The 13214-nt window shown below is 60.2% G+C and carries 13 protein-coding genes; 10 read left to right on the forward strand and 3 right to left on the reverse strand.

Going from position 1 to position 13214, the window contains the following annotated elements; all coding sequences use genetic code 11:
- Positions 1-18: 18 nt before the first annotated feature.
- Both hemN and norR read right to left on the reverse strand, forming a co-directional pair.
- Complete coding sequence (gene hemN, locus K787_RS0116040) at positions 19-1401, reverse strand: oxygen-independent coproporphyrinogen III oxidase (protein WP_022963829.1); 1383 nt, start codon at positions 1399-1401, stop codon at positions 19-21.
- Between the two features lie 96 nt (positions 1402-1497).
- Positions 1498-3027, reverse strand: a complete 1530-nt coding sequence (norR, locus tag K787_RS0116045) for a nitric oxide reductase transcriptional regulator NorR (RefSeq protein ID WP_022963830.1) — start codon at positions 3025-3027, stop codon at positions 1498-1500.
- Positions 3028-3200: 173 nt separating this feature from the next.
- On the opposite strand from norR, the gene ytfE reads away from it, so the two are divergent.
- Entirely contained in the window at positions 3201-3896 is a 696-nt protein-coding gene (ytfE, locus tag K787_RS0116050) for an iron-sulfur cluster repair protein YtfE (RefSeq protein ID WP_022963831.1), read from the forward strand.
- Here the strand turns inward: ytfE and K787_RS0116055 are convergent.
- Positions 3886-4320, reverse strand: a complete 435-nt coding sequence (locus K787_RS0116055; protein WP_022963832.1) for a membrane protein — start codon at positions 4318-4320, stop codon at positions 3886-3888. The two genes, ytfE and K787_RS0116055, sit on opposite strands and share 11 nt — an antisense overlap.
- Before the next feature lie 135 nt (positions 4321-4455).
- On the opposite strand from K787_RS0116055, the gene K787_RS0116060 reads away from it, so the two are divergent.
- The 9 genes from K787_RS0116060 to K787_RS0116100 all read left to right on the forward strand — a co-directional run bounded on the left by K787_RS0116060 (position 4456) and on the right by K787_RS0116100 (position 13212).
- Entirely contained in the window at positions 4456-5634 is a 1179-nt protein-coding gene (locus K787_RS0116060; protein WP_022963833.1) for an NnrS family protein, read from the forward strand.
- Positions 5635-5658: 24 nt separating this feature from the next.
- Positions 5659-6366 (forward strand): Crp/Fnr family transcriptional regulator, encoded by a 708-nt coding sequence (locus K787_RS23410; RefSeq protein ID WP_022963834.1) that lies wholly within the window; start codon positions 5659-5661, stop codon positions 6364-6366.
- On the forward strand, positions 6366-6725 hold the full coding sequence (locus tag K787_RS0116070; protein WP_022963835.1) for a YbaN family protein: 360 nt from the start codon (positions 6366-6368) through the stop codon (positions 6723-6725). The genes K787_RS23410 and K787_RS0116070 overlap by 1 nt, the downstream gene beginning before the upstream one ends.
- A gap of 227 nt (positions 6726-6952) precedes the next feature.
- Positions 6953-7831: a CbbQ/NirQ/NorQ/GpvN family protein gene (locus K787_RS23415; RefSeq protein ID WP_022963836.1), complete on the forward strand. Its 879-nt coding sequence runs from the start codon at positions 6953-6955 to the stop codon at positions 7829-7831.
- A gap of 46 nt (positions 7832-7877) precedes the next feature.
- Positions 7878-8324, forward strand: a complete 447-nt coding sequence (locus K787_RS0116080; RefSeq protein WP_022963837.1) for a c-type cytochrome — start codon at positions 7878-7880, stop codon at positions 8322-8324.
- Between the two features lie 36 nt (positions 8325-8360).
- On the forward strand, positions 8361-9773 hold the full coding sequence (locus K787_RS0116085) for a cbb3-type cytochrome c oxidase subunit I (protein WP_022963838.1): 1413 nt from the start codon (positions 8361-8363) through the stop codon (positions 9771-9773).
- Between the two features lie 79 nt (positions 9774-9852).
- A complete protein-coding gene (locus K787_RS23420; protein WP_022963839.1) occupies positions 9853-10767 on the forward strand; it encodes a 4Fe-4S binding protein in 915 nt (304 codons plus the stop codon).
- 4 nt (positions 10768-10771) lie between these two features.
- The gene (locus K787_RS0116095) at positions 10772-12610 is read left to right on the forward strand and encodes a nitric oxide reductase activation protein NorD (RefSeq protein WP_022963840.1); all 1839 of its coding nucleotides are present in this window, start codon (positions 10772-10774) and stop codon (positions 12608-12610) included.
- A complete protein-coding gene (locus K787_RS0116100) occupies positions 12607-13212 on the forward strand; it encodes a cytochrome c oxidase subunit 3 (protein ID WP_022963841.1) in 606 nt (201 codons plus the stop codon). The genes K787_RS0116095 and K787_RS0116100 overlap by 4 nt, the downstream gene beginning before the upstream one ends.
- Positions 13213-13214: the final 2 nt, after the last annotated feature.

A 13214-nucleotide genomic window follows, 5' to 3' on the forward strand; every position in this document is an offset into this window, starting at 1 on the left:
ACGCCCAAGGCCAGAGGCTCAGATGATACGCGAGAAGCGCCCGTTTTCCGCCTGCTGCTGATACGCATCAAATACCATGCAAATCGAGCGGACCAGCAGGCGGCCGGCCGGCAGCACCTCAATAGCGTCGTCATCCAGACGAATCAACCCATCGGTTTGCATTTGTTCCAGGATCGGCCAGCGGTCGGCAAAGACGTCACGAAACACGATCCCGAAACGGGCTTCTATATCAGGGAACCACAGACTGAAATGGCAGATCAGCTGGAATATGATTGCGCGCCGCAGGTGATCTTCAGGCCCGCTGGTGAGCCCGCGCGCGATCGCTAGCCGGCTTTCCCCGAGACACTGCTGATAGGCTTTGATATCGCTGGTATTCTGGCTGAAAAGATCACCCACCTGACTGATCGATGACACACCCAGGCCGATCAGATCGCAGTGGCCGTGGGTGGTGTAACCCTGAAAATTGCGGTGCAGCTCTCCGGTCTCCTGCGCCAGACTGAGACTGTCATCCGGCAGCGCGAAATGGTCCATGCCGATATACCGGTACCCGGCCTCGGTCAACTGCCGAACACTGTTCTCCAGCATCGCCAGCTTGGCCGCCGCAATCGGCAGATCCTCTGATTTGATTCGACGTTGCGGCAGAAAACGCTCCGGCATGTGCGCGTAGTTGAATATGGATAGCCGCTCCGGACGCATCTGGATAATGGCGTCTACCGTACGTGCGAAGCTGGCCGGACTTTGTTTTGGCAGGCCGTAAATCAGATCAATATTGATCGAGCGATATTCCAGCGCCCGCGCTGCATCCATGATGGTCTGCGTCTGCTCCAGACTCTGCAAGCGATTGACCGCGCGCTGCACAGCCGGATCAATGTCCTGAACCCCGAAGCTGACGCGATTAAAACCGACCTCACGGAGCATGCCCATGGTCGACCAATCGGCTTCCCGCGGGTCGATCTCGATGCTGTAATCGCCAATATCGTCGTCATGCAAGGTGAAGTGCTGTCTGATTTTGTCGACGAGTCCGCGCATCTGTTCATGGCTGAGGAAGGTCGGCGTGCCGCCACCAAAGTGCAACTGCTCTACCTGTTGGTCGCGGCCGACATGTTCGCTAAGCAGCTCGATTTCACGATACAGCGCTTGTAAGTAAGGCACGGCGCGGCTGCGATCTTTGGTAATGACCTTATTGCATGCGCAGTAATAACAAATGTTGGCGCAAAACGGGATGTGCACATAGAGCGACAGATCACGGCCCGCGCGCCGACTCTCAGCCAATGCCCAGAGCATATCGCCGGGCTGGATGCCTTCGTGGAACTGCAGCGCGGTGGGGTATGAGGTGTATCGCGGGCCGGCTTTGTCGTAACGCCGGATAAGGCCTGCATCCCAGTGAATGGGGTTGGACATGAATAGACTCCGCAATGGTAACTTCAATGCCGTGCAGGCTAAACCCTGTCCGAAGTGACCACTTTGATGCAGGTCAAATTTTGGTCAACTGAGCTCTCAAGCTTTCATTCCGAGCCTGCGGGCCAGCTTGTGCAGGTTGCTGGCGTCCAGGCCAAGCAACCGCGCTGCCGCTGCCCAGCCATCGTCCGTCTGGGCCAGGGCCAGGCGGATCTGCTCGCGCTGGCAGGCGTCCACCGATTGTTTCAGCGGCACCACCGGCCCGGCTGGCGCAACCTGCCGAGGGCCTGGCTCTGCGGCTGGCGGGTTGTTGCCCACCTGAATATCAAGATGCCCCGATTCAAGGGTCAGAATCGCCTGGCGCGAGCCGTTAAAACCCAAGGCCTTGATCGCCGCGCGACTGATCACATGCTCCAGCTCACGCACGTTGCCAGGCCAGAAATACCCGAGCAATACCTGCTCCGCTGCCACGGACAAGCGCAACCCGCGTAACCCGAGCCGCGCCCGGTTGAGTTCGATAAAGTGTCCGGCCAGCAGCAGTATGTCGTTGCCACGCTCGCGTAGCGGCGGAATCAGGACGGGGTAAACCGAAAGGCGGTGATACAGATCGGCGCGAAAATCGCCGCTGGCGACCCGGTCCGCCAGATTGCGATTCGTGGCTGCAATAATCCGTACGTTGACCCGCAACGGCTGATCGGCGCCCAGGCGCTGGATCTCGCCATTTTGCAACGTACGCAACAGCTTGGCCTGCACGGTCAAGGGTAGCTCGCCAATTTCATCGAGCAGCAGCGTACCGCCATCGGCGGCGTCGAAACGTCCGCCGCGGTCACTGCCGGCCCCTGAGAAGGCGCCCTTCACATGACCAAACAACTCGCTCTCGGCAAGGGATTCGGGCAACGCGGCGCAATTGACCAGCACCAGCGGCTTGTCAGCCCGCCCGGAGTGATTATGCAGCCAGCGTGCGAACAATTCCTTGCCGACCCCGGTTTCGCCGCTGAGCAGCACCGGAAGCTCCGTATCGGCAACCACAGAAAGCTCCTCAAGCAGCTTGGTGACCGGGCTGCTGTGGCCGATGATGCTGTGGTCCTTGGCTTCGGACAACGTGCCCTGGCCGACCACCCGCGCGATGCGCAGCGCGCGGTTGTCCTCCTCGAGACGGGTAACACGTACACAGGTCTCGATCAGCGGCGTCATCCTTTGCAGCTCCAACCGCGCCGCTTCGTCGAAGGTCCCGGCCTCAAGCGCATCGAGTGTTAGCGCGCCCCACAAGCGCCCTTCCAAGTACAGGCTCACGCCCATGCAGTCATGTACCGGCATGGGCTCGCCGGGGGAGTCGTCGAGGAGACCATCATAGGGGTCCGGGAGCGGGCTTTGCGGGTCGAACCAGGTAGGCTCGCGGCGGGAAAGCAACGCCGCCAGACGGGGATGACGTGCAGTCTGGAAGCGCCGGCCCAGCGCGTCCTGGACCAGCCCGACGGCCGCCAGCGGGCGCAGGCATTCATCCGAATGTTGCAACAGAACGACGGCGCCGCATTGAAAATGTTCGCGCAGCACCTGCACCAGTCGCTGTAGCCTGACAGCCGCAGGCAGCTCGGCTACCAAATCTGGCAACAGTAGGGGCTCGATCATGGTATCAATCACCTTTCAGGGTTTTATTAACCTTACTTCATCAGGGTATTAAATACCCGCATTAATTCAAGTACATGATTTTAGTATAATTTATTTTGTGGCATGCGCTTTGCTCATATTTAGGCAGGCACCTAATCCAATCGGCCTGATACCTCTACTTGAGAGCAAACACCATGTCTGCAGACTATCTGAACAGCGCTTTGGGCGACCTAGCCCGCAGCATCCCGGGGGCCACTGCGGTCTTCCATGCCAACCGCCTGGACTTTTGTTGCCAGGGCCACCGCACCTTGGCCGACGCCGCTGCGATAAAAGGGATTTCGGCGGCGAACGTGGCCGCGCAACTGGCGGCTCTGATCCCCGGGTCGACCGCTACGCGCGACTGGCAGCAGGCGTCTACCGCAGAGCTGGTGGAGCATATTCTGGGGCGCTTCCATGCACGGCACCGCGAGCAATTGCCGGAGCTGATCCGGCTCGCTCGGCGCGTTGAGCAGGTTCATGGCGACCGTACAGACTGCCCGAACGGTCTCGCCGATCACCTCTCGTATATGGCCCAGGAGCTGGAAAGCCACATGCTCAAGGAAGAACAGATCCTCTTTCCATTGCTGCTGCAAGAGCGCCAAGCGATGGTAGCCGGGCCGATCAGCGTGATGCGCCTCGAACACGAGCAGCATGGTGCGGCGCTGGACCAGCTCATCAGGCTGACCAACGACATCACGCCACCGGCGGGCGCCTGCAATACCTGGCAAGCGCTGTATCGTGGACTGGAAGAACTGCGTCAGGATCTGATGCAGCACATTCACCTGGAAAACAACATTCTGTTTGCCGGGTCACCGCGAAACGACAGTCAGGCCTGCTGCACTAAAGGGTAAACATGGCCTTGGCACAGAACACCAGCACCACCGCGTGCACCAGCAGACTGATGTTCAGCAGGCGCATACCGCGCTCGGTGACGCACTCCTGGCTACGCAGCGCGATCAGCGCCACGTAATGTCCGATGATCAATACCGCCAGCAGCAATTTCAGCGACAGCAACACGCTAAAACTGCTGGCCAGCGGATCGGCCAGCGCCTGGCGATAGGGCCAGACCAAGGCTACACCAGCGCCATAAAGGAGCAACGCGACCCAGTGAATTACCCGACGCGCCTGTTGCCCGTATAGGACCGCCATGCGCCCGCGCAACTCCTGCGAAAGCTGACGCCCCACAGGAGCGAGGATGAACACCTGGAAAAACAGCGTGCCGATGAAGGCGATGGCCATCAGCAAATGCAGCGTCTTGAGTGACAGATAGAGCATGGGCAGCTTCCTTCAGTGAACGAACTATCCTACCGGGTTCAGGCGCTTTGCGGGTGCTGCAGGCGGGGTACCCCCATTGGCATATTGCGGCCCAACGAACTGCAGGTGAGCATGCAACAGATAATGGAGTAGCACATGAGACCACATCAACCCCCGAGATCGGCCTTGTTCGAGCTCGGCTTTCGCCCGTTCTTTCTCGCCGGAAGCCTCTTCGCTGCGGTGCTGATACCCCTGTGGGTAGCTGCATGGCTCGGCCAGGTCGGCGATTGGCAACCCACGGGCGGCTGGTTTGCCTGGCATATGCACGAAATGCTCTTCGGTTTCGTTGCGGCGATCATCGCTGGCTTCCTGCTCACTGCCGTGCAGAACTGGACCGGCGTACCCGGCCTGAGCGGTACGCCACTGGTGGCACTCGCGGCTGTGTGGCTGTTGGCGCGCCTGGCCTGGCTGGCGGCGCTGCCGCTCTGGCTGGTGATCGCCTTGGACATGCTGTTCCTGCCCGCCGTTACAGTCGCCATGGCCCGGTCTGTGTGGATCGCACGGCAAAAGCGCAACTACCCGATCGTATTGGTGCTGGCCTTGTTGGCCTTGTGCAACCTGGTCAGCCTGATCGGAATAGCCTCGAATGATTTTGCCCTACAGCGGCAGGGCAACCTGGGCGCGCTCTGGTTGGTCGCGGCGTTAGTGGGCATGATTGGCGGGCGCGTGATCCCGTTCTTCACCCAGCGCGGCCTGAATCTGCCGCAGCCTGCGCCAGCACTACCCTGGCTGGATTACCTGCTGCTGGCGGGCAGCATCCTGGTAGCGCTATTGATGGTGAGCGGAATAGCCCTGCACCCTTCCCTCCCTGCCGGGTTGTTGTTCGCCTTGCTCGGAGCGGGCCACCTGGCACGCCTGCTGCTCTGGCATCACCCGCGACTTTGGACAGTGCCGCTGCTCTGGTCGTTGCACCTGGCCTATGCCTGGCTGGTGGTTGCCCTTTACGCGATGGCCCTGTGGAATGCCGGCTGGCTAGTGGACTTCAGCCAGGCCGTGCATCTACTCGCCATTGGCAGCATCAGCGGCATGATCCTGGCGATGATCGCCCGCGTCAGTCTGGGCCACACAGGCCGACCGCTCGAACCTGCGCCGGCAATGTCTTTGGCGTTCATTCTGCTCAACCTGGCAGTACCTGCGCGCGTATGGATCGCGCCGGCATGGCCGCAATTCGGCTTCTGGCTGGCTGCGGTCAGTTGGGCTGGCGCCTTCATGCTGTTCGTTTGGTATTACGTGGCGATTCTCTATCGCCCGCGCCCTGATGGCCGACCCGGCTAATATCCACCGAAACAGGCAACCACCATGACGCTGACCCCACAATATCGCCAATTGCTCCTGCAGCATCCCATGCTCGGCCTGCTTCCAGCCGCATCACAGAATGCCCTGTTAAGCGAAACCCACTATCGGGAATACCCTGCGCAGGCGCTAATATTGCGCCAGGGCGACCGGGCCGAACGTTTTTTCATCGTGTTGGAGGGCAAGGTGAAGCTGTTCCGGATTTCCGCCGACGGCAAGGAGAAAGTGGTCGAGATCATCCAGCCCGGCCACACCTTCGCTGAGGCAGTGATGTTCATGCAAAAGCAGGTCTACCCAGTGTGCGCCGAAGCGCTCGAACCGGTACAACTGGCGGCACTGCCCAATCGGCTGATGTTGCATTGCCTGCAGGACAATCCGCAAACCTGCCTGCATTTACTCGGACATCTGAGCGTGCGCTTGCACCAACGCCTTGATGAATTGGAAAACCTGACTTTGCAGAACGCTACGCAACGTTTTGCCTTGTATCTGGTGGGACAGGTAAAGGATCGGCGTGAGGATGATGCCGAGTTGGACCTGATGTTGCCTAAGGGCCTGATCGCCGCACGTCTATCGATCAAACCTGAAACGCTTTCCCGGGCGATGGCGACCCTGCGCGATCGCGGCTTGATCGAAAGCCACGCCAAGCATATCCGCATCCCCAGCGTCGTCAAGCTGCTGAACACCTTTACGCTGGAAGCCCAGGGCGTCAGCTGATGCTCCGGCAACTGCTGTGGCGCTGCCTGGCCTCCGTGTTTCTCGGCCTTGGCGCGCTCGGGGTAGTCTTGCCCGGCCTGCCGACAACGCCTTTTCTGTTAGTCGCCGCCTGGGCCGGCGCCCGTGGCTGGCCCGCGCTGGAGGCCAGGCTGCTGGCGCATCCGCGCTATGGCGGCATGATCCGCGATTGGCGTGAACGCCGTGCAGTGCCGCGCAGGGCCAAGTGGCTGGCCTCGGCGATGATGCTGACCAGTGCCTCGCTGCTCTGGCTAACGCCCACCGCACTGATGCTTCGACTGGGCGTCACTGCCCTGCTGTTGTGCGTTGCACTCTGGCTGTGGACGCGTCCCCAAGCATAAGCAAATCTGAATAATGTATCGCCCTGTGGCGGCCGTCGGTGTCAGGACCCGGTCGCCATAGCGATACTACGCCGCGAGGTACTTTTTACCATTTACGGTACTTAAGACCATTATTGACGCCAGGTAAAAACCACCATTACTTTAATTTATTTATATATATCAATAGCTTAAAATATGGCATCGGCCTTGCATTAGATCTGTTACTGATACTAACAGGGGCTCCCGCCGTGAATAACCTCACCTCCATACCATCGCTAGCCAAGTCGGATGCAAAACCGTCCTACTATCGGCCGAGCGGTAACGAAATCGACGTGTTCGAGCACGCTGCCAGCCACCGATTGCCGATCCTGATCAAGGGCCCGACCGGCTGCGGCAAGACCCGCTTCGTGCAGCATATGGCCGATCGGCTCGGTCGTAAACTCTTTACCGTGGCCTGCCATGATGACCTGACCACCGCCGACCTGGTGGGCCGCCACCTGATCGGTAGTAGTGGTACCTACTGGCAGGACGGGCCGCTGACCCGCGCGGTGCGCGAGGGCGGCATTTGTTATCTGGACGAGATCATCGAGGCGCGCAAGGACACCACCGTAGTGCTCCACCCACTGGCTGACGATCGACGCATTCTGCCGCTTGATGCGACCGGCGAGTGCCTTGAGGCGCATCCGGATTTCATGCTGGTGGTGTCCTATAACCCGGGCTACCGCAATCTGCTCAAGGGTCTCAAGCCGAGCACCCGGCAACGCTTTGTCGCCATGAGTTTTGATTATCCCGACGCCGTAGCCGAGACCGCCATCCTGATCAGCGAGAGCGGCATCGACTCTGCCACCGCAGCCCGCCTGGTGCAGCTATGCGGCGCGCTACGGCAACTGGGTTCGCATGATCTGGAAGAAGCCCCATCGACGCGACTGTTAATCCATAGCGCCCGGATGATGCTCAGTGGCATGGATCCTGTTGCCGCGTGCACCGCCTGTCTGGCCGAGCCGCTAAGCGACGATCCGACCACCCAGGCCGCCATTCTCGATGTAGTCCGCGCGCACTTCATCGCGACTGCAGATGAAAACGATGTCAACCACAACAACCCGGAGCTTCGTCGCAGCAGCATCTGATGCCGACCCGCCAAGCTGTTTCTGCCAACTAAAAGAGGATCACATCATGTCGGAAAGATTTACCAAGGGCATGGCCCGCAACATCTACTACGGCGGCGGCATGTTTTTTATGCTGCTGTTCGTCGGCCTCACCGTGGACACGGTGGTCGCGATTCCCGAGCGCGAAAACCGCGACCAGTTGACTGAAGAGGTTGCCCACGGCAAGGAGCTTTGGGAGAAGAACAACTGCGTTGGCTGTCATTCCTTGCTCGGTGAGGGCGCGTATTTCGCTCCCGAACTGGGCAATGTGTTCCCGCGCCGCGGCGGGGACAACGAAGAAGCCTTCCACGCCTACTTTAACGCCTGGATGCAGGCCCAGCCACTGCCCGTCGAAGGGCGGCGGAAAATGCCGCAATTCAACCTGAGCCCTGAAGAGACCCGCGCGCTGTCCCAGTTCCTGATCTGGACCTCGCGTATCGATACCAACAACTGGCCACCGAACAACGAAGGCTGATGCTGACCCCGGACCTATAATGCAAGGATTACTGCCATGAAATACGCTAGTCAGGCGGAAGCAAAGCCCTACTTTGTCTTCGCCATCATCCTCTTCATCGGGCAGATCGTGTTCGGTCTGATACTGGGGACCCAATACATTATTGGCGACTTCCTGTTCCCGGAAATCCCCTTCAACGTGGCCCGCATGGTCCACACCAACTTGCTGATCGTCTGGCTGCTGTTCGGCTTTATGGGCGCGACCTATTTCCTCTTGCCCGAGGAAACCCAGTGCGAACTGCACAGCCCGCTGCTGGCCCGAATACTCTTCTGGGTATTTGCCGCCGCCGGCACGCTGACCATCATCGGCTATCTGGCGGTGCCTTACGCGACACTGGCGGAGCTCACAGGTAACAAGTATTTCCCGACCATGGGCCGGGAATTCCTCGAGCAGCCGACCATTACCAAGATCGGTCTGGCCCTGGTGTTTGTCGGCTTTCTGTATAACGTCATCATGACTGTCCTCAAGGGTCGCAAGACGGTGGTCAACATGGTGCTGATGACCGGTCTTATCGGCTTGGCAGCGTTCTGGATGTTCGCCTTCTACACCCCCGCCTCGCTGGTGATGGACAAGTACTTCTGGTGGTGGGTCGTGCATTTGTGGGTCGAAGGCGTATGGGAATTGATCCTCGGCGCCATCCTGGCCTTCATCCTGATCCGCACTACCGGCGTGGACCGCGAAGTAGTGGAAAAATGGCTGTATCTGATCATCGCCATGGCGCTGATCAGCGGCATCCTCGGCACCGGCCACCACTTCTTCTTTATTGGCGCACCGGAGTATTGGTTGTGGATTGGCTCGATCTTCTCGGCGCTCGAACCCCTGCCGTTCTTCATGCTGATGGTGTTCGCCTTCAGCATGCTCAAGCAGCGGCGGCGTGACCACCCGAACAAGGCCGCGGTTACCTGGGCAGTCGGTTGCACCATCATGGCCTTCCTCGGGGCTGGCGTGTGGGGCTTCATGCATACCCTGGCACCGGTGAACTATTACACCCATGGCTCTCAGCTCACCGCTGCTCACGGGCACCTGGCGTTCTATGGCGCTTATGTGATGATTGTTCTAGCGATTATCTCTTACGCCTGGCCGATCCTGCACGGCCGGCAGGCCAACAGCCCGCAGGCTCAACGTCTGGAAATCGCCTCCTGCTGGACCATGAGTATCAGCATGCTGCTGATCACCCTGCTGCTGACCGCTGCCGGCGTGGTACAGATCTGGCTGCAGCGCATTCCGGATAACGCTGACGCGCTTGGCTTTATGGCCACCCAGGACGCCATCACCAACATCTACTGGATGCGTCTGGCTGCAGGTATTGGTTTTGGTATCGGGGTGTTCATGTACCTGGCCAGCTTCGTCGTCGCCGCGCGTACCAGCGCGCCAACCGAACCGGTTGGCGCTGCCGTCACCTTGAACTGAGCAGCAGGACCATCGGATACGGGCGGCAGCTGCTGCCCGTATCCCCCTTTTCATCAAGCTGACTGGAGGCGAAGACACTATGCAACTGGCAATGCTTCGCCGCATCAGTCGTAGCGCTTTCTTTATCCTCTTTCTGTTGGCGCCTGTGCTGGATCTGTTTCGTCTCGATCTAAGCAGGGGCCATTTTGTTTTTCTGACCATGGACTGGACCCTGGGGCTTGATCCCCAGACCAGCGCCCTGGATCCCTCCGCCATCACCCTGCACCTGCTGCTGCGTCTGGGCTTGCCCGTTCTGCTCACGCTCGGCGTACTACTCTGGGTGGTCTGGCGCTGGGGCCGCCTGTATTGCGGCTGGTTGTGCCCGCATTTCTCGATGGTCGAATGGATCGACGCCATCATGGCCCGCTGGCTCGGCCGGCGTTCCGTCTGGGAGCCGCCTTCAGCACCGCGTCGGGCTGGCGCGCGCCTGGTCATGAGCGTGGTGGTGCTGGGCGGATCGGCATTGTGGGCCGTTACGCTACTTACCTACCTGGTGCCGCCCATCCCGCTATGGACTGGTCTGTTCAGCCTGAACCTGCCGGCCTGGCAGTGGTTTTTCATCGGCATCGGCACCGCCCTGTTCTGCATCGAGTTTGCCCTGGCGCGGCATTTTTTCTGCAAGTACGGCTGCGCCGTGGGCATCTTCCAGAGCCTGATCTGGGCAGTGAACCGTCGCGCTATGGTCATCGGTTTCAAGCGCGAACGTGCGCGTGATTGCCGTGACTGCAATGCCTGCGACCGGGCCTGCCCGATGCGCCTGCCGCCACGCGGCATGAAGCGCCACAAGATTACCTGCACCCAATGCGGCGTCTGCGTGCAGACCTGCCAGCAGGTCCAGGCCAACAATCCCGATGGCGCACTGTTGCACTGGGTCAGCGGTGACGCGGCAGTGAAGATAGACAAGCAACCAGGTAGCCACATCGCAGCTCGCATCCCTATTCTGGAAAAGGATTAGCACCATGGAAGAATTTGTCGGCATGCGCTGGCACAATCTGATCAACCGATTGGCCCGCACCAGTTATCCCGAAGCCCAGGTGCGCCTGGAAGACGAAGGCCCGCGGTTGGCCATGGTATTCCGTGCACTGGGCGGTGATCCTGGCCTGGTCATCAAAGCCGCCACCGAACGCGCGCTGAAACCCCCGCGTCACTGGCTGGAAAAAATTGCCGGTACCGGCCGCCAGTACGCACTGGCCTGGCGTGACGAGGACAGCGTTCGGCTGCCGCCAGTGATTCAGGCTTATCCTGAGCGCGAGCTTAACCGCGACCTGTACCTGTGGTTAATTGCACTGGCCAGCCAGGCCAGCACCCCGGAACCGGACCAATGGCTGCAGTGGAATCAGCAACAGGTGCTGCTAACGCTTCAGCGTTTTCCCGGTTTGGGTCCGCTGTACCAACGCCTGGCCTGGGGCCTGGTGGCGGTGCGCCCGTCACTCGATAGCCTGAATGCCGCCCAGCAGCGCCGCGAGCGCTGCCTGCGCACAGCCATCCTTGAACCGGGCAGCCAACAGGCTCTGCCCGTCGCCGATGGCGACAGCCTGCCCGTGCCCTTGTGGCTGTATCCATCCCTGCACCCGGCCAAGGCGGCCGTATCGAGACAGGATGGGGGTAGCGATGTGAGTAACGGCGGGCTCAAGCCGAAGCAAGGCAAGGGCCGCAAACGCGCAGAATTTATCGATGACATCGATGGCAAGGATGGGCTGATCGTATTCCGCCTGGAGAGTCTGTTTTCCTGGTCGGAGTTCGTACCTGTCGACCGCACCCTGGACGACAGTGAGGATGACGAAGCCGACCGTGTCGCAGAAGATCTCGATCACCTCAGCCTATCCCGCCACGGTGACGCCGGTGCTTCACGCTTGAAGCTGGACCTGGATCTACCCAGCGCAGCAGAGGACGACATTCCCCTGGGCGCCGGCATGCTACTGCCCGAATGGGACTGGCGCAAACAGCTGATGGTACCGCGCTATTGCCGGGTTATTCCGATGCTACCCAAGGATGCCACGCCATGCGCCCTGCCCGACCGCCTGCAAGCAATGGGTCAGCAACTGCGACGGCGCTTTGAAGTGCTGCGCCCGCAACAGGCCTGGAACAAACGTCAGCCAAGCGGTCCGACGCTGGATCTGGAAGCCTGCATCGATTTTGCTTCAGCCCGGCAACGCGGGCTGGCTAGCGCACAGCCAGCGCTGTGGCGTCAGCAAGCCGCGCAGCACCGGGACTTGGCTTGTCTGGTACTGGCAGATCTTTCTCTGTCGACCGAGGCCTACGCCGACAATGAACATCAGGTGATCGACGTGGTGCGCGACAGCATGCACCTGCTGGGTGAAGCGCTGGACGCCGGAAACGATGCCTTTGCGATGTATGGGTTTTCCTCCAAACGCCGTGACCATGTGCGCTTTAGCGTGATCAAGAACTTCGCTGAGCCCTGGGGCGAGCCCGTGCATGGGCGCATTCAGGCCTTGCGGCCAGGCTACTACACGCGCATGGGCGCAGCGATTCGTCAGGCCACCGAAATTCTCAAGGAGCAACCCGCCGAGCAGCGGCTGCTACTGTTACTGACCGACGGCAAGCCCAACGACCTGGATCTGTACGAAGGCCGCTACGGCATGGAAGATACCCGCCATGCACTGTTGGAAGCGCGCAAGGCCGGCCTGGAGCCATTCTGCGTGACGATCGATCAGCAGGCTGCCGATTACCTTCCGTATCTGTTCGGCCCACAGCGCTTTCATTTGCTGCACAACGCAGCCGAACTACCCACGCTGCTGCCACGTCTGTACCTGTTGTTGACCGGGAGGACGCCATGACCGCAATGCAGCGTCTGCCCATTGTTCACTCCACAGTCGCCGCCCGCGAGCTACCCGGCGACCTGGCGATGTGGTGTTTTATTCTTGCCGAACTGGCGGTATTTGCACTGCTACTGGGTAGCATGGCCTACGTGCGCGGCAGATGGCCGGAGATGTTCAGTGCTGGTGTCGCTACCCTGCATCCGCTCGCCGGACTGGTCAATACGCTGGCCCTGCTCACCGGCAGCTATTGGGTCGCCAAGGGCGTAGCCGCCCTGCGCCAGGGCCGATCCGCACAGGTGGCCTGGTGGTTCCGGGCGGGCGCAGCCAGCGGCTTGTTCTACTTGGTGGTCAAGGGCCTGGAGTACCAGCAAATGTTCAGTGCCGGTTACAACCTGCGCACCAATACCTTCTACTTTTTCTATTTCTTCACCACCTTCTTCCATCTGATGCACGTAGTGCTGGGGATGGTCATCCTCCTGGTCGTGGCGGCGCGTTTCCAGCGCGGAGCTTATCCTTCAGGTGCTACGCGGCAAATGGCGGCAGAGTCGGCAGCCAGTTACTGGCATATGGTCGATCTGGTCTGGTTGATGTTGTTCCCATTGCTCTATGTATTGCCTTGAGG

The sequence above is a fragment of the Halopseudomonas pelagia CL-AP6 genome, assembly GCF_000410875.1.
GTDB classification, from domain to species: domain Bacteria; phylum Pseudomonadota; class Gammaproteobacteria; order Pseudomonadales; family Pseudomonadaceae; genus Halopseudomonas; species Halopseudomonas pelagia.